Origin of the sequence: Bacillus changyiensis (assembly GCF_027706145.1) — a bacterium.
GTDB lineage: Bacteria > Bacillota > Bacilli > Bacillales > Bacillaceae > Bacillus > Bacillus changyiensis.
Genome location: NZ_JAQFWW010000001.1, coordinates 113,713 through 137,986, shown reverse-complemented (window position 1 = coordinate 137,986; position 24,274 = coordinate 113,713). Strand labels below are relative to the sequence as shown.

Below are 24,274 nucleotides of genomic sequence, written 5' to 3'. Positions count from 1 at the left end.
TGGAACTAATCCAGTATGTTTTGATGAGAATGATGAAAATAAAATCGATTAAAACAGCTACGCCAATTAGGTGTAGGTGTTTTTTATATCATTATCTTATTTTTTAGGCTGTTTTAAAAGATCGTTGTTTTTAGTTACAATTTTATTAAGGAGGGCACAGAAAAATGGATTGGGTAAAAATTGTGTATTCAGTCATATTGTTAGTTTGCGGAATTTCTATTTTTATTGCAACATTTTCTCAAAAAGGTGATGAAAGAAGGAAGTTTATCAACAAGAAAGCTCAATCATATGTATTTATGGTAGTTTTCGGTACGCTGATGTTAGAAGTTGCGCAGTCTATTTATTTAACGATTCAGGGGCATACTTCTTATAATAGCTATAGTATTTCGCCGATAATGTTTCTGACGGTGATTTCAATTATATATCTGGTAACATTACTCATTTACAGGAAAAAATATGGTGATTAAATGAAAAATCACATTAGAAAATTAAGAAAATCAGCTAAATTATCCCAGCAAGAATTGGCTATACTTATCCAGACAAACAATAAATGCAATCGAAAATGATAAATACGACCCTACTTTACAATTAGCGTTTGACATAGCCTCTGTTTTGGATACCACAGTTGATAAGCTTTTCATCAGTAGTTCTATTAGAAAGTGATAAAAAGACCTCATATCTTCGAGGTCTTTTTATGCACTCCTCAACATTTGAACAGTTCTGTAATTTGATTTTTGACACGCTGAAATAAGCATTTGCTCCACTCATTTTTCAAATGCAAATTCTTCCTCTAATTCAAGTCAACAAAATCAATAGGGTAATTCTTTGCAACTCCTTGAAACCTTTTCATCTAAGTTTTCAAATGATTATGAAAATTATTGACGTGCTGAATGTGCTATACTCCTTTCTTTACACGCTGTTTTTGTTGTTCATTGACCGTTTTGTGGGAATCCTTTTATCTTGGCAAACTTTTTATCGTTCGTTGCTGTATCTGTACATAACAAAGTAGACGGGTAAATACATTTACATTCACCTATCACATTGTCAATTTCTTCGGCTTTAACACGCCTTGTTCCCGTTCCTATCTTGTGCTACTAAACAGCAATTTAAGATAGAAATACCTCTTTTCTTGTCCTTTTCCCCACGTTTCTTGGCTTTTCTGTGAGTGACTTCTCTACGACCTTTTAATGATTCACGAAAGAAGGTTTCGCCACTTTCATCGATACCTTGTAATTGATTAAACTCAAGACTTCCCAATGCGTTAAGATTTTATGTCTCCAATAAAAAGCAGTAGAAATTTGTGATTTTATCTGGCGCTTCAGGAAATAAATCTTGTTTCAGAGCAATGCTCTGATTTCGTTAATTCGCTGAACTCTTCATATTCATCTTTCCACATACTTGAATGCCTCCTTAAACCCTACTATATGCCTTTATACATTATGGTCAAGAAAGCAACAATCTATAAGAAAACAGTCATTTTTTAAAACGGGATATGTTGAAAAAGCGAGATGGTCAGTAGTAGTGTTAATAGGGTACCTGCAGTCATTAAAGTTATAATTTTTCGTCCATTGTTCTCTTTATCATTCTTTTTTGAAGATTTTACAAGTTCTCGGGACACCGCACTCCATATAACGATAGATAATATAGCGACTATAGAAATAAGACCTGTAGACATATTTAATACCTCCTTAAAACTTAATTCGTCCTGTTAAATGATCCACTTACTGAAATACTCTTGTGCCTTCTGGTGTACCAGAAAAAAAATGATCGATATTAATCTAGTAGACTATACGCATCAAAGACCAAATGGTTCCGAGTGCGATAAAACTAACACAATTTCAATTGTAAAAAAAGGATTGTCAAGCGCAAAAAGAAAAACAAAATTGTATTACTTGAATGCCAGTTGATTCACAGTCATTCGCGACTCTCTATATAGACAGAGAGGTGATGATAGATTCAGGAATAGTCCTAGATGGTCGGATGTTCGTTAGAATGAGACGGTATGTTTTAAAGGTTTTACATTCGTTCGCAAGCTCCCCTCTGTGCAAGCCAATGAAACCACTTGTCTTGCTAAACCCTATCGCGATTATCTTTTTAAAAAATCCGCGCGAAGAGCAATGTTTTAGAACAAATGCTTGAAATCTTAATACGTAGGAGTTTACAAAAACTATTTCTACTGCAAGGTGTGATCGAGGAGTATAAATGAAAAAATAACCCCGCCTAAAAAGACGAGGTGAGAAACCTTCCGCTATTTCGTTTTTAACACTAATCGCGCGTAGAACTAGCGATCAATTTATCGGAATGACGATAAACTCTATTCGTTAGAAACAGTTTGCTATTCAACCCTTAAGTCACCGCCAAACCCACATCACTGCTCCTCTCAAGAAGCCTTATGCTCTAAGCGAAGCTTATCTGCGACCATCGCGATGAATTCGGAATTCGTCGGTTTTGCTTTTGTCATGCTGACAGTGTAGCCGAATAGCGAGGAGATCGAATCGATATTTCCTCTGCTCCATGCGACTTCTATGGCATGGCGGATTGCCCGTTCGACGCGGCTAGCTGTTGTATTAAATTTTTTGGCGATGTCAGGATAAAGAACTTTTGTGATGCTGCCGAGTAGTTCAATATCGTTATACACCATGGAAATGGCTTCTCTTAAGTATAAATATCCCTTAATATGTGCAGGTACACCGATTTCGTGAATAATGCTTGTGATGCTAGCATCTAAGTTTTTCTTTGGTGGTTCTTGTTGCGGACGCAAAATGCTATTTTGAGCAGATGGTGCTCGGTGAACCGTATGTGAACCATTTCCGCTTACTTGACGGATATGACCGACTAAGTTTTCCATATCGAAAGGTTTAAGAATAAAGTAAGAAGCGCCTAATTCTACGGCTTTTTTCGTGACATCTTCCTGTCCGAATGCTGTTAACATGATCACGTTCGGTTGTTTTTTCAACTGCGATTTTCTCAACCGCTCTAGCACAGCCAATCCATCAAGATGAGGCATGATAATATCAAGTACAAGGACATCAGGCTCCTTATTCTTAAACAATGAGAGACATTCCTGACCATTATATGCCACGCCGAGGACTTCCATGTCAATTTGGCCCTCTATATATTCACTTAAAAGGCCGACAAGCTCCCTGTTATCATCAGCAATACATACTTTAATTTTCTCCACGTTTCTTCCTCCCCAATGTGATGTTGATAAATTTCATCAATCTTTTTCTAATATGTTTAATTCGACAACGTCAGTTTATTCCCTCTTTTTAAAAATGATTTTTTCAATTATTAGTCGTTTATCATGGTTTTCTTTTTGTTTTCACTGTTTTTCTCGTTTTTTCGACCAATTACGAAGCTTGACAATCATCAAATCATGAGTTTGTCGAAAAATCTTTTTCTACTTTCATTTTACATGAGTTTGTTCAAAAATTAAAGGAGAAAACTGCCAGAGAATCCTGGCAGTTTAGCTTGCTTTATTATTTTTGTAAATATCAATACCGGCTTCAGATAACATCCATTCAATATGAACACCGTACCCACTTGTTGGGTCATTAACAAACACATGTGTAACCGCACCGATGACTTTTCCATTTTGAATAATGGGACTGCCGCTCATTCCTTGAACAATTCCCCCTGTTTTGTTTAGCAACCTGGAATCGGTGATTTTCAGCACCATTCCTTTTGTAGCCGGAAATTTCTGAGGAGTTGTGCTGACAATTTGGATATCAAATTTTTCGACCTTATCATTTTCGATAACGGTTAAAATCTGTGCGGGTCCTTCTTTTACTTCATTTGAAAACGCAATTGGAAGAGCTTTATCTTCAATGTGGTTTTTAATGGGGTGATGAAGTGTTCCAAATATTCCAAATGGACTGTTTCTGTTAATGTCACCAATTACTTTTCTTTCAGATGCAAAACGAGCCAATTTCTCGCCCGGGTTTCCACCTGTTCCTTTTTCAATTGAGGTAACAGTGGATTTTACAATTTCCCCATTCTCCACTTCAATCGGTTTTTTTGTATCCATATCTGAAATGACATGCCCTAGTGCCCCATATTTTTTAGAGGTGGGTTCAAAAAAGGTCATCGTACCGATTCCTGCAGCAGAGTCTCTAATATACAATCCAATTCGATATTTGTTTTCGGTTTGGTCCTTTTTTGGTGTCAGTTTTGTTTCGATTTTTTGACGATCTCTTTTGACGGAAAGCTGAAGCGTTTCTCCTGTTTTCCCTGCTTTTTGAATAAACGGGGTGATATCATTCATTTTTTCAATTTTCTTCTCGTTTATTTTTGTAATGATATCACCTGTCATAATTCCGGCTTCTTCACCAGGTGATTTTTTTCCGTCTTTCGTATTAATTTGATGAAAACCTACAACTAAAACCCCTACAGAATGCAACTTTACACCAATTGACTCCCCACCTGGTATCACTTTTAAATCAGAGAGAACGTTTACTTTTGTTTTTTTAACTGGAAATCCTGCAACATCATAAACCAATTCTCCTGACCCTGTCTTCTTCCCGTTTAGTTTCATATCATGGTGATTCTTTTTTAATGTAAACGCTTCTGATGATGCATTCTTTTCTTTTTGGGTCTTTACAGATAAACTGGTGTCAATGACCCGTGAGTCGGTTTCAAAAATGTTCATATGCTTTGGTATTACAATGTATTCTTTAACAGGTTTGTAAAACCCCACACTTATTAAAGAAACAAGGAGAATTAAACCTACTGCTTTTCTGATTTTTCCAACATCCACCTTTTCACTCTCCTCGCACCTAACCCACACCATAATGACTCGCTACATCTTTACTTTTGCCTTTCAGAGAGTGATTTATAACTTTGATCGAGAGAAAAACATTGGATAAAAAGATAAAGAATATAAAAAGCGAGCTGTTCAAATAAACAGCTCACCCACTATTTTTAACAAGATTGGCCTGATTTAAAAGTTCTTTTGCATGGCGTTTTGTCAAGTCTGTGACTTCTACACCGGCAATCATCCGACCGATTTCTGAAATTTTTTCCTGTTTTGACAAAGAAGTAATACTTGTCATCGTTCTGCCACTTTTAGATTGCTTTGTTATCAAAAGATGGGTATCAGCCATTGCAGCTACTTGTGGCAGATGGGTAATACATAAAACTTGAGAACCTGTTGAGACGCGGTGAATCTTTTCCGCAATGGCTTGTGCAACTCTTCCGCTGACTCCTGTGTCAACTTCATCAAAAATGATTGATGTAACATCTTGTTGTGTGGAGAAAATACTTTTGATTGCTAACATAATTCTTGACAATTCGCCACCTGAAGCTACTTTTGCCAAAGATTTAAGCGGTTCCCCAGGATTTGTTGAAATGAGAAAACGAACAACATCTATCCCTTTTTTTGTGAGCTGAACAGGTGTACCGTTGATAACGGGTACACTTTCTCGTTCTCGAGAGTCCGTTGTTTTTATGTGAAAGCTAGTATCAAATTTCGTCTTTTCCATATAAAGTTCTTTTAATTCTTGTTGAACATGATAAGAAAGTTTTTCAGCCCAAGATTTACGGATTTTCGAGACATTTTTTGCCTCTATACAAAGATCTTTTACCACCGAATCCAACTCGATCTTCAACTTTTCCAAATGGCTATCCCGATTTTGAATCCGTTCAATTTCTTCCTCTATTTTAGAGGAATAAGTGAAAATGTCTTCGACAGTGGCACCGTACTTACGCTTCAGATGCTTGATTTCATCCAAACGCATTTCAATCATGTTAAGCCGCTCGGGATCATACTCCAATTCATCTAGCTTGTTTCGAATTTGAAAGGTAGAGTCCTCTAACATATAGTACGCATTGGTGACAGACTCAGATATCTTTTTTAGTTCTTCATGAATATCGGAAACGCTTTCCAATTCACTTGCCGCCATACCTACCCAATCCAGTCCTGCCTGCTCATTACGAAGTGCATGATAAGCATTTTGCAAGGCTTCAAAAATGTTTTCAAAATTCGAAATTTGTTGTCGTTCTTCCTCTAAACGCTCGTCCTCTTTTGGCTCTAGGTTTGCTGATTCAATTTCACCAAGCTGGAATTGAATCAAATCAAGACGATGAGCCATGTCTTGTTCACTTTCAGAGAGCTGATGAACCTTCTTTAACACGTTCAAATAACGATCATATACTTCTTGATAGGCATTCAAGGCTTTATCAACTTCTTCACCAGCATACCGGTCTAAGAGCTCAAGATGATGGTCTTCTGTCATTAAAAGCTGATGATCATGCTGACCGTGAATATCCAATAAAAGCCTTCCAATTTCTCTTAATGTAGCGATTGTGACAAGTTTTCCATTAACACGGCAAATGCTTTTGCCATTTGCATTGATATCTCTTCTCAAAATGATCATATCATCTGAAGCTTCGATTCCTTGTTCTGAACATAGCTCCAAGACGGGATGATCACCATCAAGCAAAAAAAGCCCCTCTAATTCAGCTCTTTTTTCACCATATCTGACATATTCAGAAGATCCCCTTCCTCCAATAAGCAAAGAGATCGCATCAATGATAATTGATTTTCCAGCACCGGTTTCTCCTGTTAATACAGTCAGTCCTTTTTCAAAAGAAACGGCGAGTTTTTCAATAATGGCAAAGTTCTTTATCGATAATTCAGCTAACAAGCAATAAAACACCTCTTTTTCTAAACATTATAAGAGATCCAAAATTTTCTTTTGCACTAACGCTGTATCTTCTTGCTTCTGGCAAATAATTAAAATGGTATCATCGCCACAGATGGTACCTATGATCTCTTTCCAATCTAAATTGTCCATCAACGCTCCGATTGCCATAGCATTTCCTGGCATTGTTTTTAAGATGATCATATGGCTGGCTGAATCAATTTTTACAAATGCATCCATTAATGCTCTTTTCAGTTTGGAGAGCGGGTTAAATCGCTGATCTGCAGGAAGACTATATTTGTATGAGCCACTGTTTGTCGGAACTTTTACTAAATGAAGCTCCTTAATATCACGGGAAACTGTAGCTTGCGTTACATTATAGCCGGCTTTTTTTAAAATATCGACAAGTTCGTCCTGGGTCTCGATTTCATAAGCAGTTATGATTTCCCTAATTTTTATATGCCTTTGTCCTTTGTTCATTTTGCACCTCTGTCTATACAGATTTCGTGTATGTTTATACAATTATGTTATATGATTTTGACAAAAAAGTACACGCATATAGTAAAAAAGGAATAATAGCCGGCTATCATTCCTTTTCATCCGATTTCTTTGCTTTTAATGTCCTATGGGCTTCTTCAACAATTTGATTGATCTTATCCTCTCTTATCGGTGTGCCAGGCTGGTCTTCTCCACTCCATCTTAAATGAAGCAGAAATTCGATATTTCCATCACCACCTGTAATCGGAGAAAACGATGCATCTTGACAATGATATCCTTGATTTGCGGCAAATTGGTTAATATCGTTCAAAACATGACGATGAACGATAGGATCGCGAACAATTCCTTTTTTTCCGACCGACTCACGTCCAGCTTCAAATTGAGGTTTTACGAGTGCAACGCAATCACTTTCTGGTACTAGGAGCTTTTTCAGCACAGGCAAAATCATTTTTAAGGAAATAAATGATACATCAATCGTTGCAAACTCTGGCATTCCCTCTGTGAAATCAGCGGGGGTGCAATAGCGAAAATTAGTGCGCTCCATGACGATAACGCGTTCATCTTGGCGCAACTTCCAGGCAAGCTGATTATAGCCTACATCAACCGCATAAGAGCGGACAGCCCCATTTTGCAGAGCACAGTCTGTAAAACCACCGGTTGAGGAACCAATATCAATCATCAATTTTCCTTGAAGTGAAAGTTGAAACTCCTTTAATGCTTTTTCAAGTTTTAATCCGCCCCTACTGACATATTTTAATTGGTTTCCTTTAATGGTTAGCGGGATGGAGCGGTCGACCTTCTCTCCTGGCTTGTCTAACCGGTTTTCATTTGTATAAACAATGCCAGCCATAATGGCTCTTTTTGCTTTTTCTCTTGTCTCAATTAATCCTCTTTCTACTAGTAATACATCGAGCCGTTCTTTTTTCACTGTCATGATCCAATTCCTTTATGAGTCTTTACTGGTGTTAACATTCTTATGCGTTTGATTACATTCTCTTTTGTTAGACCGATTTCTTCAAGAAGACATGTAACACTGCCGTGTTCAATAAATCGATCAGGGATTCCCATCCGGTCAATCATTGGGCTATAGGACTGATGATCATGAGCAAACTCAAGGATTGCGCTGCCAAAGCCCCCTTGTAGTACAGCCTCTTCAATCGTTAAAATCGGCAGACCTTCGTTTAGGATACTTTGCAACATCTTTTCATCAAATGGCTTGATAAAACGCGCATTTACTACCCTGACAGAGCGTCCTTCTTTTTGAAGTTCTTCAGCCGCACTAAGCGCCATTGGAATGGTTGTGCCAAACGTCAAGATGACTGCATCTGTACCAGATTTCAAAACCTCCCATGTTCCAATTGGAATGGTTTTTAAATCTTTATCCAACCTAACACCTAGTCCGTTTCCACGCGGAAACCGCATGGCGATTGGACCATCGTCATATTGTATTGCCGTATTGACCATGTGTTGACCTTCATTTTCATCTTTAGGCATCATGAATACCAAATTCGGGATATGGCGCAAAAAAGCAATATCAAATACACCTTGGTGTGTTTCACCATCAGCTCCGACAAGACCGGCTCGATCAATCCCGATAAAAACGTTTAAATTTTGCCGGCAAATATCATGAACAACTTGATCGTATGCCCGTTGCAAAAATGTTGAATAAATGGCGAGAAACGGTTTCATATTTTGTGTTGCAAGACCAGCCGCCATCGTCGCAGCATGCTGTTCTGCAATCCCGACATCAATCATTCGATCCGGAAATTCTCTCGCAAACCCTTCAAGTTTTGAACCGACAGGCATGGCTGGGGTAATCGCCACGATGCGTTTATCTTCACGAGCCAGTCGACGAACGGTTTCACTCACAAGTGCACTCCAAGAAGGAGCAGCTGCCGTTGGTTTCACGAAATCTCCTGTATCGATCTTATAAGGACCTGTGCCATGCCATGTTCCAATTTTATCGGATTCCGCAGGCTTATAGCCCTTTCCTTTTTTCGTAATGACATGAAGAAGAACAGGGCCTTTCGTTTTTTTGGCGTACTGCATATTTTCAAACAACTCTTCATAGGAATGACCGTCTACAGGCCCTAAATATGTGAAGCCGAGTTCTTCAAAGAACATACCTGATACTAAAAGATATTTCAAACTGTCTTTAATACGTTCTGCTGTGGCTGCAAGTTTACCACCTACAGCTGGAATTCGTTTAAAAAGATATTCGAGTTCGTCTTTCACCCATTGGTATTTTCCGGCTGTACGCAATCTTCCAAGCATGGTATGAATCGCACCAACATTTGGAGCAATACTCATTTCATTGTCATTTAAAATGACGATCATATCTTTTTGTTCATGGCCGATGTGATTTAATGCTTCTAGCGCCATACCGCCAGTAAGCGCACCATCACCAATGATTGGAATAATATACTCGTTTGTCCCTTTTAAATCTCTTGCAACTGCCATTCCCATTGCTCCGGAAAGTGAAGTCGAGCTATGCCCCGTTTCCCAAATATCGTGTTCGCTTTCATTCCGCTTAGGAAAGCCACACAACCCCTTATGCTGACGGAGTGTCGCAAAATCTTTGCCACGTCCTGTCAAGAGCTTGTGTACATATGATTGATGACCGACATCCCACAAAAGTTTATCCTTCGGACTATTAAATTCTTTATGCAGTGCAATTGTAAGCTCAACCACACCGAGGTTAGGACCAATATGCCCTCCTGATTTTGAAAGCGTTTCAACTAGAAAATGGCGAATCTCATCACTCAAGCTTCTCAGTTCTTGATTTGAAAGATTTTTTAAAAAGGTTGGGTCTTTTATAGATAATAGATCCAATCGGATCAACTCACTTTCAGCATAATTTCTGCAAGTATGCGCCTTGCTTAAGTTGTTTTTAGATGAATGAGCTCAAATATAAAATCTGAAAAAACCGCCGCTAACACTTCGTGATAACGGCGCGTTGATTCAAGATTTAACTGTCTATATTTTATCATAATCAGCTTTTTATTCAAATGCGAAGCGCGCGTTTAATGGTCTCTATCTGCAATCATATCACAAAACTCACAAAGCAGTTCTTTTTCTAAAGAAAGTTGTGAAATGATTTGTTTGGCTTTTTGAATATGTTCAATGAGCTTTTGTTTAGCCCCATCCAAAGACAGAAGAGACGGATAGGTTGATTTTCCATTTGTCATATCAGAACCAGTCCGCTTACCAATTTTCGCTTCTGAGCCTTCAAGATCTAAAATATCATCTCTGATTTGGAAAGCGACCCCAATATGGTAGCTGAATTCTCTAAGTTTTTCTATTTCTTTTGAAGGCGCATCTGCCAATATAGCTCCTGCTATCACACTAAAGCTAAGCAACTTGGCTGTTTTCCCTTCATGAACAGATTGCAATTCTTCTAATGAAATCTGTCTTGATTCAGCTTCCATATCTAAAATTTGTCCACCTACCATACCTTCTGCACCTGCTGCAGAAATCAGTTCATTGACTAGTTTGAGACGTTTTTCAGCTGATACTTCAGTCGAAACGGATGTCGTGATCATCTTAAAGCTTTCCGTCAAGAGCGCATCCCCTGCAAGTACAGCTGTTGCTTCACCAAAGATTTTATGATTTGTCGGTTTACCTCTTCTTAGATCATCATCATCCATACAAGGAAGATCATCATGGATCAAAGAATAGGTGTGGATCATCTCAACAGCACATCCGACCGGAATACCATCTGCTTCTTTTTTGCGATAAGCATGCAGAAGCGCAAGCACTAAAATCGGTCTCAGCCTTTTTCCTCCCGCTTGCAATGAGTAAAGCATAGATTGTTTAAGGCTTGAAGGTGCTTGCAACTCTTGAATATATGAGAAAAGGCGCTGTTCAATGACGGCTTTTCTCGTTTTTAAAAATTCGGCTAGCTTACTGTTCACCTTTGTCCTCCTCCCGAACACTAAAAGGAGCTAACTCACCATTTTCTCGCAAAATGTAGTCCATTTGTTTCTCTACATTTTGAAGTTTTTCATGGCACATTTTTGATAAAACCATGCCTTTCTGGAAATAATCGATGGCTTTTTCCAAAGGCACATCCCCTTCTTCAAGTTTTGATACAATCTCTTCAAGACCTTTCATCGCCACTTCAAATGTCATTTCGTTTTGATCTTTATTTTGTTCAGCCATTGTTCTCGCCTCTCTTTTGTCGCACACTACAGGTTAATGTGCCATCCTTTAATTTAACCAAGATATCATCATTTTCTTGAACCTGTTCAATACTTTTAATCAGTTCGTTCTCTTTATATGTCAAACTATACCCTCTATTCATGACTTCAAGCGGGCTTAATGCATTTAACTTCCCAAGAATCGTTTGAAACTGTGAATGAATTTGCTTAAGCTCGACATTCATATTTCGTTTCAGCCGGTTTGTTTGCTCATAATGGCGTTTTCGCGCCTGTCTTAGCTGTTCTTGGGGATGAAGCATCTCAAGTTTATATGTTTGTTCATTCAGTTTCTGATTTTTTCGGTCTAAAGTCAATGCTAACTGTCTTTGAAAATGACCAAATGCAATATCAAATTCTTGTTCTTTTTGAGCATAAAGCCTTTTTGGATACCGAAAAGCGTAAGAGCTTTGGAGGGTGTTGAGACGCTCCTGTTGTTTTTTAAAAATTTGTTGCATTATATTCGTCATTCTGGCTTCAAATGCTTTTAATCGCTCCATCAGGTCAAGGATATTGGGTACTGCCAGTTCAGCGGCTCCTGTCGGAGTAGCCGCTCGTAAATCAGCAGTTAGATCACTGATTGTAAAGTCTGTCTCATGACCGACAGCAGAAATAATCGGAATATCAGAAGAAAAGATAGCTCTGGCAACAATCTCTTCATTAAATGCCCACAGTTCTTCAATCGATCCTCCGCCACGTCCGATAATTAATAGATCACACAACTGGTTGCGATTGGCCTCCTCAATACTTTTGACGATCGACCGACTTGCGTTGTCTCCTTGGACAAGGGTTGAGAGGACAATGACTTTTACGAGAGGGTATCTTCTGTTAATGGTAGTAATGACATCCCGTACAGCCGCTCCTGTAGGTGAAGTCACTACACCAATGATAGATGGAAAAGCAGGAATGGGTTTTTTATATTGTTCATCAAATAATCCTTCTTTTGAAAGCTTTCTCTTTAGTTCCTCATATGCCAAATACAACGCACCAATTCCATCAGGTTGCATTTCTTTTGCATAGAGTTGATAATGACCACTCGGTTCATATACCGAAATCCCACCTCTAACCAAAACCTTCATTCCATCTTCCGGTGTGAAGCCAAGATTTTGATTCTGTCTAGCAAACATAATCGCCTGAATGCGAGCGTTGTCATCTTTTAGTGTAAAATAAATATGCCCCCTGCTATGTATTTTAACATTTGATAGTTCTCCTTTAATCCAAATGTCATCAAGATGGGGGTCTACATCAAATTTTCGTTTAATATACTTTGTCAAAGCTGTCACCGTGACAAATGAAACTTCGCTCATGGTACAGTCTCCTTTCTCGCCAAACAGACTGAACGTTCATTCGTCAGTTACTCACGAATGAACGTCTTAGTCGTTAAATCAATCGTTTTGCAGATTTAACCGTATTATGGGCGAGCATCGTAATCGTCATCGGACCGACCCCACCTGGGACTGGTGTAATATAAGAAGCTTTTTCTTTCACCTCTTCAAACGCCACATCTCCAACAAGCTTACCGTTTTCAAGCCGGTTGACACCGACATCGATCACAACTGCCCCTTCTTTTATTTGATCGGCTTGAATAAAATGCGCTTTACCAACTGCAACAATGAGAATATCAGCTTTTTTCGTATGAGCTGTGAGATCAGCTGTTCTTGAGTGACAATATGTAACGGTCGCATTTTCATTCAGAAGTAGCATACCAACTGGTTTACCAACAATATGACTTCTACCAACGACAACAACTTCTTTTCCTGATAAACCAATATTAGTTTCATGTAACAATTCAATAATACCTGCAGGTGTGCAAGGTAGGAATGTCTCTTCACCAAGCAACATTTTCCCGATATTTAGTGGATGAAAACCGTCAACATCTTTATCAGGTGAGATTCTTTCAATCACCGCTTGTTCAGAAATATGATCTGGGAGAGGCAGCTGGACAAGAATCCCGTGAAAGTCGTCATTCTGGTTGTATTGGTCAATCACTGCTAGAAGCTCTTCTTCGGTGAAATGTTCGTCAAAATGGTCTAACTGAAAACGCATTCCCATATCCTCAGCTACCTTCTTCTTCCCACGGACATATGAAAGAGAAGCAGGATTATCACCAATTAAAATAACGGCTAATCCCGGAGTTACTCCTTGTTTTTTTAGTTCTTCAACTTCCTTGGCCAACTGCCCACGTTTTTGTTTTGCTGTTTCTTTTCCATCGATGATGGTTGCTGTCATTTGCTCTCCTCCTAAATTATTCTAAGTCAGATTTAATGTTAGAAAGCATACCGTTTATAAACTTCGCCGATTTGTCATCTCCAAATTGCTTTGCAAGTTCAATCGCTTCATTCATCGAGACATTGACTGGTATTTCATTTAAGAACATCATTTCAAAAGCTGCAATCCGTAAAATGACACGATCTACATTGGCCAACCTGTCCAGTTTCCAATTGATAAGATGACGTGAAATCATTTCGTCAATTTTTTCTTGATGATCTAAAACTCCATAAACAAGCTGTTCGAAAAATGCATCACTTTCTTGGTTACCTAAGGCATGTTCCATTGCTTCCTTTGGTTCTATATGACTGACATCAATCTGGAATAGGGATTGTAAAGCCTTTTCTCTTGCTGCTCTTCTTTTCATTCTTTTTATTTCTCCTTTAATCCTCTTTGCTGCTTCAGGCACAAAGAGATCATATCATATTTTTATGCTTTCCGCATGTGAATACAACCGAATAATACAGATAAAACAGTAAAAAATATTCGTGTTTTGATCTAAATGATCAATCGAACATGAAAAAACCAAAGGGCCGACATTCCCCTTGGTTCTTCTGCTAATTAGTCGTCGTACTAGATCTCTTGATCAATTTCTACTTCTTGTGTCTTATGATCAAATTGAATGCCTACGATATGAACATTAATTTCATTAATAGAAAGAGAAGTCATGTTAAGGAGCGTCTGACGAATATTATCTTGAACCGTTTTAGCAATTTTCGGGATTGAAACACCAAATGATACCACGCAATATACATCAATTGTAATTCCCTCTTCAGACAAGTCAACTTTAACACCTTTACCATGGTTTTTCTTTCCAAACCGTTCTACAACACCAGTTGCAAAATTACCTCTCATTTCGGCAATTCCCTCGACTTCAGATGCAGCAATTCCAGAAATGACCTCAATCACTTCAGGTGCAATTTCCACTTTACCTAAATGATTTTCTTCCTGGTTCATTTCCAATAAACTATTGTCATTTTTCAATTCACTCACCTCCGTAAAAATTACGACCCCATCACATCAAATATTTCTAAAAACTTTGTATTAAATTCTCCGCTTACAAATGTTTCATGCTCCAATAATTTTAGATGGAAAGGGATTGTTGTGTGAATTCCCTCAATTACAAACTCGCTTAAAGCCCGCTTCATTCTTGAAATTGCTTCATCCCTAGTCTTTCCATATGTGATCACTTTGGCAATCATGCTGTCATAGTAAGGTGGGATCGTGTAACCTGGATAAACCGCTGAATCGATTCTAACACCTAGGCCACCTGGGGGAAGGTACATCTCGATTTTCCCTGCCGAAGGCATGAAGTTTTTCTCAGGATTTTCCGCATTAATCCGACATTCCATTGCCCATCCAGTAAATGTCACATCATTTTGGAAAAGACTTAATCTTTCCCCTGAAGCAACTTTGATTTGCTCTTTGATTAAGTCTACACCAGTCACCATCTCAGTAACTGGATGTTCAACCTGAATCCGAGTATTCATTTCCATAAAATAAAATTTTTGCTCACGGTAGTCATAAATAAATTCGACCGTTCCTGCACCTGTATATTGAACGGCTTCTGCCGCTTTAACAGCTGCTTGTCCCATCTGTTCTCTAATCTTCTCATCTAAAGCAGGTGAAGGGGTTTCTTCAAGTAACTTTTGTAGCCTCCTTTGAATTGAACAATCCCGCTCACCAAGATGAATTGTGTTTCCATGTGTGTCAGCAAGCACTTGAATTTCAACATGTCTGAAATCTTCTATATACTTTTCAATATACACACCTGGATTTCCAAATGCTGTGGCGGCCTCCTGTTGTGTGATCTTAATGCCGTTGATCAATTCTTCTTCCGTACGGGCGATACGGATGCCTTTTCCACCACCGCCTGCTGTTGCCTTTATAATGACAGGATACCCAATATCACGTGCCAATGAAACCGCATCTTCGATTTCTTCGATAATCCCTTTAGACCCTGGTACAATCGGGACACCGGCCGCTTTCATCGTTTCTCTTGCAACATCTTTCGTTCCCATTTTTGAGATTGCTTCTGCTGTCGGACCGACGAAAGTTACATTTACTTGTTCGCAAAGCTCAGCAAAATCGGCGTTTTCAGCTAAAAAACCATAACCAGGGTGAATCGCGTCTGTCCCAGTCATCTTAGCAACACTTACAATATTGGTGATATTTAAGTAGCTGTCTTTTGAGAACTTCGGACCGATGCAAAATGCTTCATCCGCCATCTGAACATGAAGTGCGTCTTTATCTGCTTCTGAGTAGACCGCTACCGTATCAATGCCTAGCTCTTTACAAGATCTGATGATTCTAACGGCGATTTCTCCTCTGTTCGCAATTAATAGCTTTTTTATCATCTTAATACTCCTTACTCTGCTTTTACTAAAAATAAAGGTTGTCCATATTCTACAAGCTGACCGTTTTCCACTAGAACTTCAACAATTTCGCCTTTCACTTCAGCTTCAATTTCATTGAACAGCTTCATCGCTTCCACAATGCAGACCACCGTAGAATCATTTATTTTTGAACCTATCGTTACATATGGATCAGCATCAGGTGAAGATGATGCATAAAATGTTCCGACCATCGGAGATGTGATTTTATGAAGATTTTCATGAGCGCTTGCCGCTTCCTGGTTAACTGGTTTCTCCTGAACAGGAGGCTGCTGTACTTGAGTTTGTGCAGGAGAAGCTTGTGTTGAGACAACTGGTGCTTCTTGAACCATCTGAACAGGCTGATTGTTTCGCTTTTTAAGCTCTATTTTTGATCCTTCATTTTCATATGTAAATTCATCTATTGACGATTCATCAATTAATTTAATCAGTTGTCTAATTTCATCAATGTTTAACATGCTATCGCACTCCTAATGAATAAATTTTTCATTATTAGTTAGTACTAAAAGTACATACTATATTCATCTTACAGGAGTAGGAGAGCGAATTCAACTACAACATGACAGCTCTCTCTCTCGTCCTTCATTTCATAAAAAAAATCCCGCCTTATCATGGCGGGGAAATCTTTTTATTTTGCAGGTTCAAATGTGATCGCAACATCATTTAGTTTGTTCACTTCTTTTTTCACGATATCGATGATATCAATAGCTGCTGATTTTGAATGATCCTTTGATTTGACGGTAATATTTACTTTATCACCATCGGCATTAACCAAAGCATCTTCATATCCTTTTGTTTTAATAAGGGTTTCCAATGTTTTTTCAGTACCTTCCGCATCGCTTAGCTCCGTCATTTTATCATAAGCTTCACTTTTTTCTTTTGCGGATGCTTTGTCACTTCTAACAATTTCGTTTAATTCTTCTCTCATTTTACTGCGCTGATCTTCCATTTCCATCCGATAGGTTGTAAATAAATCTTTATCAGAAGATTCCTTTGTCACAACATTAGCATTTTGATCACTTTGTTCGTGAGCCGAAGTTTCTTTATCTTGTTTACCTTCAGGTTTGTCTTTTGATTCTATATCTTTTTCTTTAACAGGTTGCTCCTCCATCGGCTTTTCTTTTTCTGAAGCGACTTGTTCTTTATCAATGGAGACGACATTTTCACCTTCAGGGGACATAATGTAGTAAACACTTAGCACAACAACGAGACTTAACATTGTAAGTAGCCAAACCGTTTGTTTTTTCAGCATCATTTATGAATCCTCCTTCATTTTTTTAGGGGCAACAGCGACACGATGGCTCGGAACATCAAGTACCCTTGTCACCGCTTCAATAATAGTTTTTTTTATTTGAACGTTGTCCACTCCTTGAGCGACAACGAGTACACCTCTAATATCAGGTTTTTTCGTCTGAACAATAACTGGGGTTTCCGTCTCACCATTTTTGATGATGACGATCTCTTCATCGGAATTGTGTTCTGAGACGGTTCGTTTACCACCTTGTTTATCCGTTTCATCTGTTGTTGTTTCTTGTGATTTTCGATTTTTTTCAAACACTTTCAATGATGTCGCATCAACATTGACAACAATTGAGACATCCTCAACACCGATGATCGTTTCTAATATTTCTTTCAATTGATTCTCATACTCTTGTTCATAATCTTTAATAGAGTCCTTTGGTTTATCAGTTCCTGAAGGTTTAAACACTTCTTTTTCACTGCCAGCTTTAGGGCTATGCGTCTGCGTTTTTGATGATGCAGGAAAAGCCGCTTGATCTTGAGAAGGCTCGGAAGATAAGATTTGGCTTAAGAGCATGAAGGAAACACCTAGAACAAATAGAAGTAAAAAGTAGTGATATTTTGTCAGTTTCGTTTTTCCCTCTTTTGGGAGCAAGTTACCGATCAGTTTGTCGATCCAAGTTCTTTTGTTCATTGCCGCTTTGTTCCCCCCCTTCTAAATGAACAGTAATCTTATCGGGGCTTATTTCCCAAATGTCTGCAAGCCGATGCTTTATATTTTCAATCTCTTTTTCGTTTTGTTCGTGTTTGGATTGGTAACTTTCCCCTGTATCAATGTCAACAGGAGAAATAGCTTGGACAGTTTTTTGGGAAGCGGAATCCATAAAAACAGCGACTTCTATTTGTCCAAAAACATCCTTCTCTGACTTGAGCTCGCCAGCGGCTGAGAGTTTAACTCGTTCTATCACATATTTGTCATGATTGAACAGCTCCTCTGCATTGTTTTTTAATTGGTCTGCCATCTGTTCTAAAATATATGCTTGTTGTGAAGCTTGTATTTCTTTTTTTTCTGAATTTAGCTGACTTTTTATTTTTTCAGGATGAACTTGTCCATTTTTGGTCAATTTTTCAAAAATAATATCTGGATCTGTGCGGAACAATTTAAAGATTGGGTTTAAGATCACGACAATCAAGAGTAGACTGATCACCATTTTTGCGTATTTTTTCATGCTCGAATTCGGCAAGAGCATATCGATAATCGTTGCAAGCAAGATAAATAAAATAATATTTGTCAGCCATTCTGTCAAAAATCCCACGACAGACCCCCCTACTTCATCATCATGGTCAGATTCCCTGCGGTAATGATCACAGTTAAACTTAGGAAAAACATAAGCGAAACGATGGCCATTGCCGCAAAAATATAGATCACGCTTTTGCTGATGACACCAAGACAGCTGATCACAGGACCTCCTCCCAAGGGCTGCAAAACTGCGGCGGCCAGTTTGTAAATGAGAGCTAGTGAGAGCACTTTAATAGCCGGAAATGCGGCAATACATAATAAGATCGCCACTCCTAAAATCCCGACAGTGTTTTTAAGCAAAAGGGAAGCGCTAATGACTGTATCTGTTGCTTCAGTAAACATTCGACCCAATACGGGAATGAAATTTCCCGTAATAAACTTTGCAGTTCTTAAAGCAATTCCGTCCGCTACTGCAGCTGAAGCACCCTGAACAGAGATGACACCTAGAAATATCGTTAAAAACGCGGCAAGTGTGCCAATTGCGGCATTTCTTAGCAGTTGGGCAAGCTGCGTGACTTTATATTGTTCTGTCATCGTACTGACAATGCTCAGAATAGCTGATAAAAATAAAAGTGGGAGCACGACATACTGGATAAACAGACCGCTCGTATTCATTAAAAAGAGAATGACTGGATGGAAGAAAGCGGCTGAAGCAGCTCCTCCAGATGTTGTCATAAGTGCAAGAAGCATAGGAATAAGTGCCAAGATAAAACTGGTCATTGTTTGAATGGTTTGATTCGCATATGCGATCGCAATCTGAAAACTGTTTAAAGCCAAAATAATTAACACCATATATACAATCGCATAAGCCACTTTACTTACCGTACTTTGTTGAAACGCATTTTGTAAAAGTTGTAATAGTGTACAAAATATTGTTAAAAGAATGAGCGTCCCTAGCAGTTTTCCATTCGTTAGTACTTCATGAAATAAGTAAGAAAAAAGGGCCTTGACCCATTCTTCTGGCGAAAAATGCTTATCTCCCTTAATAAATTCCAACAAACTCCCTTTTTGACTTTCTGGAAGATGCCCGCCATATTCAGTCATGATCTTATTCCAGAACTCTGAGACCCGATCGATTTCCAGTGAATTCATTTGTTTTTCTGCCATCATTTCTGCTGTTTTTCTAGCGGGGTCCACCGTTTCCTCATGATTTTCCGAAGCTTGTACATGTCGGGACCCGGTGCAAGCAATTCCGATAACAAACAGCCAGACTAGAGCACGCTTCACATTCAAAAATCCTCCTTTCATTAAGACATAGAAGGAATCAACCTAATGATGGTTTCAATAACGACAGTTAAGATTGGGATAGCCATGACTAATATGAGAATTTTGCCTGCCAGCTCGATTTTTGAGGCGATCGCTCCTTGTCCAGCATCTTTTGTTATTTGGGCGCCAAATTCAGCAATATAAGCGATTCCAATAATTTTCAGAATGGTTTCAACATATGTCATATTGATATTTGCGTTGGAGGCGATCTTCTCGATCATGCGAATGATGTGGTAGACTTGATCTACTAAAAATAAAAAAATAGCACAACCGGTAAACACGATAATCATAAAAGCAAATGTTGGTTTTTGCTCTTTGACAATCAGGCTGAGGAAGGTCGCAATCATTCCTAATCCAACGATTTGAACGATCTCAATGAGCAAGCCCCCCCTATCCCTGAAATAGAAAGACAGCTTTTATCTTTTGAAACAAATCATCAACGATGGTAGCGACCATGAATAAAATATAAATAAACCCCAGCAGAGTAACCCATTGAGCGTATTCTTTCTTACCCATCTGATCGAGAATGGTGTGAAGAAAAGCGACAACAATCCCCACACCTGCTATTTGAAAAATAATATTTACGTCTACTCCCATTTCATGTGTGCTCCCCTCTTTTACATCAATAGAAGAATCAGTAACAGTCCTGCCAAAAATCCTAGGCTTTTTACCATTTTTTCGTTTTTTGTCTGAGCAAGGTTCGCTTCGGCTTCTTCTGTTTTTAAATGAGTAATCGCCAATTTAATATGCTTTTGTTGAGAAATTAGATCATGCTTGCCAAGCGTTTCCCCAAATTGTTTTAAGATATCAATTTCTTTTTTTTTGAGGGCTGTTTCTGGCCACACCTTCCGCAAACTATCCTCCCAAGCTGAACCTGCTGTTGCTCTGCCTTCTTCAAGTTTTTCGGCAAAATCTACAAACAAAGAGGAAATCGGCTTTGCAAGCTGATTGGCAACATGTTTTGAAGCTAGGCATAGCGGTGTATGTCCATACATAATCTCAGCTTCTAGTGACTGCAAAGCGGCCAAAAGTTGGCGGATTTGCTTCGGTCTTTCACTGAAAGGTTTTGCCATTTCAAAACCCGTCCATGTGACCGTTACCAAAATAAATGCTGCCCCTAAAAGTTTCAGCATGATAAAACCTTCCCGGTGTTTCTCATTGGTTTTCCTTCCCCGTTATAAATTCTGTTTAAGCTTCCAGGTCCGTTGTTTCGAGATAGTTCAACAACTCGCTGGAACACACCGTTTTCTAAAAGAACTTTCAATGAAGGCCTTTTTTGCAAATCGGAATATGTGAACGCATGAGCTGAAACAATCACTGACACACCGGCATGGACCGCTTCTAATAAAGCTTCAGCATCTTCCATCTTGCCAATCTCATCTGCAATGATGACTTCTGGACTCATCGACCTGATCATCATCATCAACCCCTCAGCCTTTGGACAAGCATCAAGAATGTCAATACGATGACCAAATTGATACTGAGGAATTCCATCTACACAGCCGGCTATTTCTGATCTTTCATCAATGATCGCAACTTTTTTAGCCTGGATCTGTCCGCTTCCGGTGCTAATCAGTCTAGCAAGATCTCTAAGCAAGGTCGTTTTACCTGTTTGTGGCGGGCCGATAACGAGCGTATTTAACCATATTTTGTTAAATAGATGCGAGACATACGGCTTTGCAATACCAATCTTTTCTTTAGCCATTCGAATATTAAATGACGAGATCTCTCTGATTCCCTTAACGAGACCGTTTTCTAAAATAACCCTGCCGCAAAGCCCAACTCGATGTCCGCCTTTAATTGTGACATAACCTTTTTTTAGCTCCTCTTCAAGTGTATACATACTGTAATTACCTAGTCGGTTCAAAAGTATCGTTGTATCTTTTAATGTTGCTTTATAATTCAAGAAATGAGGTTGCCCTTTGTTGGTTAATTCGAGCGGACGACTTGTCCTAATTCGAATTTCTTCTATTTGGTCAACTTCATGTTGACTAAGCTCACTAAGCGCGTGTTTAATCGTGTCAGGGAGAATCTCTATGATGCGATGCAAAAACACTCCCTCCTCTTTTTTTGCTATGTCTTTTATAAAAATGTATGTCCAAAGAAAGACTTTATGACAAGCCCTCTTTAGAAATCTATTTGTAGATTCCTGCAATAATGAAAACAACACCCATGAAAATGAGAATAAGTTTCGCATATGAAAGCTGTCCCGCAATTTGATATATTCCAATCGTCATTGTGATGATAAAGATGATCGGTCCGACCATAGCAAGAACACTGTTTACGACAACCGCTTTCTTTACATCATTCATTAGCAACATGACAACAGCAGCTGTCAGCTCGATCAAGGAAGATAACATTCTTAACATGGCCATTGTTAAAACAGCTGGGTTGGCTTGTCCAAATAAAAACTTCATTTTGTAAACCTCCAGTATCACCTCGGCTTTTTTACAATCTATGCTCTATCTAAAAAAAGTAGTCTTCTCATTTTTCTATAAAAGGTAAAATCAATAGATTGGGAAGGGGCAATTTGTTTACAACATTTTCAACTCATGCTATTTGACTCTTTCTTGACGATCACAAATAACAGCTGACCATGTTCATGTTGTTTGATAAGGGGTAGAAGGAGAGGTGGGATTGCTTACAAAAAAAAACTGTTCTAAAGGTCAATTCCTACGACCTTTTAGAACAGTTCTTTTTTCTATGCTCTTGATACGTATGATCCGTCAGAAGTGTTGACAACGAGTTTATCTCCTTCGTTTACGAAGAACGGTACATTGACAACTAAACCTGTTTCTGTTTTTGCTGGTTTTGTGCCACCTGAAGCTGTATCACCTTTAATGCCCGGTTCTGTTTCAACAACTTTCAGTTCAACAGTGTTCGGTAATTCAATTCCAATTGTTTCGGTCTGATACATGACGATATGAACAGACATGTTTTCAAGCAAAAATTTCAATTCTTCTTCAATTTGAGAAGCGTTTAGTTCAAGCTGCTCATATGTCTCCGTATCCATAAACACGTGTTGATCACCGTTTGCATACAAATACTGCATTGTTTTTGTTTCAATTTGAGCCCGCGCTACTTTCTCACCTGCACGGAACGTTTTTTCCTGAACAGCTCCCGTCCGAAGATTTCTTAATTTTGAACGGACAAATGCTGCCCCTTTTCCAGGTTTGACATGTTGGAAGTCCATAACACGCCAAATCCCTCCGTCTACCTCAATCGTTAAACCTGTACGAAAATCGTTTACTGAAATCATGATTTACTTATCCTCCTAAAATCCAATTCAAACTGATTATAAAATAATTAAATGTTTTGCAGAGTGGGTAAGAGATTCATTCCCTTCGTCAGTCAGGACAATATCGTCCTCTATTCTAACGCCACCCGTGCCGGGTATGTAGATTCCTGGTTCAACGGTTACAACCATGCCTTTATCAAGCGTTTGGTCAGAACGAACTGAGAGTGCTGGACTTTCATGAACTTCCATACCAAGACCGTGACCTGTAGAATGCCCAAAATAGTCACCATAACCTTTAGAAGTGATATGATCTCTTGTATAGGCATCAGCCTGCCTTCCGGTGATACCTGGTTTAATATTCGTCATGCCAATCATTTGCGCTTCAAATACAATTTGATAGATGTTTTTCAGCTGATCACTTGGTTCCCCCACTGCAATTGTTCGGGTTATATCTGAGCAGTAACCTTTATAATAAGCCCCGAAATCCAAGGTTACAAAATCACCCTTTTCAACAGTTTTGCTACTTGCTACTCCGTGCGGCAAGCTTGAACGAAGCCCTGATGCCACGATCATATCAAATGAAGAATGATCCGCTCCCTGACTTCTCATGTAAAACTCAAGTTCATTGGCAATTGAAATCTCTGTCATACCTGGCTTGATAACCGTCAAAATATGGCTGAACGCAGCATCTGCAATCTTTGCAGCTTCCTTTAATATCTTAATCTCTTCACTTGACTTAATCAAGCGTAACCTTTCCACAGATCTTGAAACCGGAACAAGTTCCACTGCCCCAAGTGCATTCTTGTAATTTGCATACATTCCATATGTCATTTTATCCTGTTCAAAACCGATTTTTTTTAATCCCATTTCTTTTATAACATCAACTGCTGTTGCACTCATACCTCTAGTATGTTCGATAATTTCAAAGCCATTGACTTGTCTTTTGGCCTGCTCAGTATAACGGAAATCTGTGATAAAGACAGCTCTGTCCTCCGATATAACGGCAAGACCCGATGAGCCGGTAAACCCGGTCATATACTGGAGATTCACTTGACTTGTGACAAGGAGCCCTTCTATTCCGAGCCCGCAAAAAAGCTCTCTCAATTTTTTCAGTTTCATTGTTGAATCCCCCTATTTATGGTTTTAAAAATAACAGAAAACCTCAGGCAAAACACAAATATGACTGCACATCTTCCACAAAACATATCAGATTAAATCGACGGTTATTGATTCCG

Annotated in this window: 27 protein-coding genes and 2 pseudogenes; 2 read left to right on the top strand and 27 right to left on the bottom strand. The window is 38.8% G+C overall.

All coding sequences use genetic code 11. The features are described 5' to 3' along the window. Positions 1 to 164 precede the first annotated feature (164 nt). Positions 165 to 467, top strand: a complete 303-nt coding sequence (locus tag PDT38_RS00790; RefSeq protein ID WP_270798287.1) for a hypothetical protein — start codon at positions 165 to 167, stop codon at positions 465 to 467. Then, positions 468 to 663: pseudogene (locus tag PDT38_RS00785) on the top strand (helix-turn-helix transcriptional regulator). Positions 664 to 692: 29 nt separating this feature from the next. Here the strand turns inward: PDT38_RS00785 and PDT38_RS00780 are convergent. The 27 genes and pseudogenes from PDT38_RS00780 to PDT38_RS00650 all read right to left on the bottom strand — a co-directional run. After that, positions 693 to 1,322: pseudogene (locus PDT38_RS00780) on the bottom strand (IS1595 family transposase); the annotation flags it as partial. A 158-nt stretch (positions 1,323 to 1,480) separates the two neighbouring features. After that, on the bottom strand, positions 1,481 to 1,675 hold the full coding sequence (locus PDT38_RS00775) for a hypothetical protein (RefSeq protein WP_270798286.1): 195 nt from the start codon (positions 1,673 to 1,675) through the stop codon (positions 1,481 to 1,483). A 705-nt stretch (positions 1,676 to 2,380) separates the two neighbouring features. Further along, on the bottom strand, positions 2,381 to 3,181 hold the full coding sequence (gene spo0A, locus PDT38_RS00770) for a sporulation transcription factor Spo0A (protein ID WP_270798285.1): 801 nt from the start codon (positions 3,179 to 3,181) through the stop codon (positions 2,381 to 2,383). Positions 3,182 to 3,466: 285 nt separating this feature from the next. Continuing rightward, positions 3,467 to 4,789, bottom strand: a complete 1,323-nt coding sequence (spoIVB, locus tag PDT38_RS00765; RefSeq protein ID WP_270798283.1) for a SpoIVB peptidase — start codon at positions 4,787 to 4,789, stop codon at positions 3,467 to 3,469. 118 nt (positions 4,790 to 4,907) lie between these two features. Continuing rightward, positions 4,908 to 6,644 carry a DNA repair protein RecN gene (gene recN, locus PDT38_RS00760; protein WP_270798282.1) on the bottom strand — a complete coding sequence of 579 codons (1,737 nt, stop codon included), beginning with the start codon at positions 6,642 to 6,644 and terminating at the stop codon, positions 4,908 to 4,910. Between the two features lie 27 nt (positions 6,645 to 6,671). Continuing rightward, positions 6,672 to 7,121 carry a transcriptional regulator AhrC/ArgR gene (gene ahrC / locus PDT38_RS00755; protein ID WP_270798281.1) on the bottom strand — a complete coding sequence of 150 codons (450 nt, stop codon included), beginning with the start codon at positions 7,119 to 7,121 and terminating at the stop codon, positions 6,672 to 6,674. Between the two features lie 106 nt (positions 7,122 to 7,227). Further along, the gene (locus tag PDT38_RS00750) at positions 7,228 to 8,073 is read right to left on the bottom strand and encodes a TlyA family RNA methyltransferase (RefSeq protein WP_270798280.1); all 846 of its coding nucleotides are present in this window, start codon (positions 8,071 to 8,073) and stop codon (positions 7,228 to 7,230) included. Beyond that, the gene (dxs, locus tag PDT38_RS00745) at positions 8,070 to 9,971 is read right to left on the bottom strand and encodes a 1-deoxy-D-xylulose-5-phosphate synthase (RefSeq protein WP_270798279.1); all 1,902 of its coding nucleotides are present in this window, start codon (positions 9,969 to 9,971) and stop codon (positions 8,070 to 8,072) included. The genes PDT38_RS00750 and dxs overlap by 4 nt, the downstream gene beginning before the upstream one ends. Before the next feature lie 191 nt (positions 9,972 to 10,162). Beyond that, positions 10,163 to 11,053 carry a polyprenyl synthetase family protein gene (locus PDT38_RS00740; RefSeq protein ID WP_270798277.1) on the bottom strand — a complete coding sequence of 297 codons (891 nt, stop codon included), beginning with the start codon at positions 11,051 to 11,053 and terminating at the stop codon, positions 10,163 to 10,165. After that, positions 11,043 to 11,300 carry an exodeoxyribonuclease VII small subunit gene (locus tag PDT38_RS00735; RefSeq protein ID WP_270798276.1) on the bottom strand — a complete coding sequence of 86 codons (258 nt, stop codon included), beginning with the start codon at positions 11,298 to 11,300 and terminating at the stop codon, positions 11,043 to 11,045. The genes PDT38_RS00740 and PDT38_RS00735 overlap by 11 nt, the downstream gene beginning before the upstream one ends. After that, entirely contained in the window at positions 11,293 to 12,642 is a 1,350-nt protein-coding gene (gene xseA / locus PDT38_RS00730) for an exodeoxyribonuclease VII large subunit (protein WP_270798274.1), read from the bottom strand. Before xseA ends, PDT38_RS00735 begins: the two co-directional genes overlap by 8 nt. A 73-nt stretch (positions 12,643 to 12,715) precedes the next feature. Beyond that, positions 12,716 to 13,564, bottom strand: a complete 849-nt coding sequence (gene folD, locus PDT38_RS00725) for a bifunctional methylenetetrahydrofolate dehydrogenase/methenyltetrahydrofolate cyclohydrolase FolD (RefSeq protein ID WP_270798261.1) — start codon at positions 13,562 to 13,564, stop codon at positions 12,716 to 12,718. Between the two features lie 16 nt (positions 13,565 to 13,580). Further along, entirely contained in the window at positions 13,581 to 13,970 is a 390-nt protein-coding gene (gene nusB, locus PDT38_RS00720) for a transcription antitermination factor NusB (RefSeq protein ID WP_270798259.1), read from the bottom strand. A gap of 206 nt (positions 13,971 to 14,176) precedes the next feature. After that, positions 14,177 to 14,560: an Asp23/Gls24 family envelope stress response protein gene (locus tag PDT38_RS00715; RefSeq protein ID WP_270800078.1), complete on the bottom strand. Its 384-nt coding sequence runs from the start codon at positions 14,558 to 14,560 to the stop codon at positions 14,177 to 14,179. 47 nt (positions 14,561 to 14,607) lie between these two features. Next, entirely contained in the window at positions 14,608 to 15,960 is a 1,353-nt protein-coding gene (gene accC, locus PDT38_RS00710) for an acetyl-CoA carboxylase biotin carboxylase subunit (RefSeq protein WP_270798257.1), read from the bottom strand. 11 nt (positions 15,961 to 15,971) lie between these two features. Beyond that, positions 15,972 to 16,454: an acetyl-CoA carboxylase biotin carboxyl carrier protein gene (gene accB, locus PDT38_RS00705; protein ID WP_270798254.1), complete on the bottom strand. Its 483-nt coding sequence runs from the start codon at positions 16,452 to 16,454 to the stop codon at positions 15,972 to 15,974. Between the two features lie 170 nt (positions 16,455 to 16,624). Further along, the gene (locus PDT38_RS00700) at positions 16,625 to 17,248 is read right to left on the bottom strand and encodes a SpoIIIAH-like family protein (RefSeq protein ID WP_270800075.1); all 624 of its coding nucleotides are present in this window, start codon (positions 17,246 to 17,248) and stop codon (positions 16,625 to 16,627) included. A 3-nt stretch (positions 17,249 to 17,251) separates the two neighbouring features. After that, complete coding sequence (gene spoIIIAG, locus PDT38_RS00695; protein ID WP_270798251.1) at positions 17,252 to 17,929, bottom strand: stage III sporulation protein AG; 678 nt, start codon at positions 17,927 to 17,929, stop codon at positions 17,252 to 17,254. Continuing rightward, a complete protein-coding gene (gene spoIIIAF / locus PDT38_RS00690) occupies positions 17,892 to 18,551 on the bottom strand; it encodes a stage III sporulation protein AF (protein WP_270798249.1) in 660 nt (219 codons plus the stop codon). The genes spoIIIAG and spoIIIAF overlap by 38 nt, the downstream gene beginning before the upstream one ends. 11 nt (positions 18,552 to 18,562) lie before the next feature. Continuing rightward, positions 18,563 to 19,762 carry a stage III sporulation protein AE gene (gene spoIIIAE / locus PDT38_RS00685; protein WP_270798248.1) on the bottom strand — a complete coding sequence of 400 codons (1,200 nt, stop codon included), beginning with the start codon at positions 19,760 to 19,762 and terminating at the stop codon, positions 18,563 to 18,565. A 20-nt stretch (positions 19,763 to 19,782) separates the two neighbouring features. Then, positions 19,783 to 20,184, bottom strand: coding sequence for a stage III sporulation protein AD (gene spoIIIAD / locus PDT38_RS00680; protein ID WP_270798246.1), 402 nt, complete (start codon positions 20,182 to 20,184; stop codon positions 19,783 to 19,785). A gap of 7 nt (positions 20,185 to 20,191) precedes the next feature. Then, the gene (spoIIIAC, locus tag PDT38_RS00675; protein ID WP_270798245.1) at positions 20,192 to 20,398 is read right to left on the bottom strand and encodes a stage III sporulation protein AC; all 207 of its coding nucleotides are present in this window, start codon (positions 20,396 to 20,398) and stop codon (positions 20,192 to 20,194) included. A gap of 20 nt (positions 20,399 to 20,418) precedes the next feature. Next, complete coding sequence (gene spoIIIAB, locus PDT38_RS00670) at positions 20,419 to 20,934, bottom strand: stage III sporulation protein SpoIIIAB (protein ID WP_270798244.1); 516 nt, start codon at positions 20,932 to 20,934, stop codon at positions 20,419 to 20,421. Next, positions 20,928 to 21,851: a stage III sporulation protein AA gene (spoIIIAA, locus tag PDT38_RS00665; RefSeq protein ID WP_270798242.1), complete on the bottom strand. Its 924-nt coding sequence runs from the start codon at positions 21,849 to 21,851 to the stop codon at positions 20,928 to 20,930. Before spoIIIAA ends, spoIIIAB begins: the two co-directional genes overlap by 7 nt. 85 nt (positions 21,852 to 21,936) lie before the next feature. Continuing rightward, a complete protein-coding gene (locus tag PDT38_RS00660; protein ID WP_270798241.1) occupies positions 21,937 to 22,218 on the bottom strand; it encodes a YqhV family protein in 282 nt (93 codons plus the stop codon). A gap of 284 nt (positions 22,219 to 22,502) precedes the next feature. Beyond that, the gene (efp, locus tag PDT38_RS00655) at positions 22,503 to 23,060 is read right to left on the bottom strand and encodes an elongation factor P (protein WP_270798239.1); all 558 of its coding nucleotides are present in this window, start codon (positions 23,058 to 23,060) and stop codon (positions 22,503 to 22,505) included. Positions 23,061 to 23,096: 36 nt separating this feature from the next. After that, on the bottom strand, positions 23,097 to 24,158 hold the full coding sequence (locus PDT38_RS00650; protein ID WP_270798238.1) for a M24 family metallopeptidase: 1,062 nt from the start codon (positions 24,156 to 24,158) through the stop codon (positions 23,097 to 23,099). Positions 24,159 to 24,274: the final 116 nt, after the last annotated feature.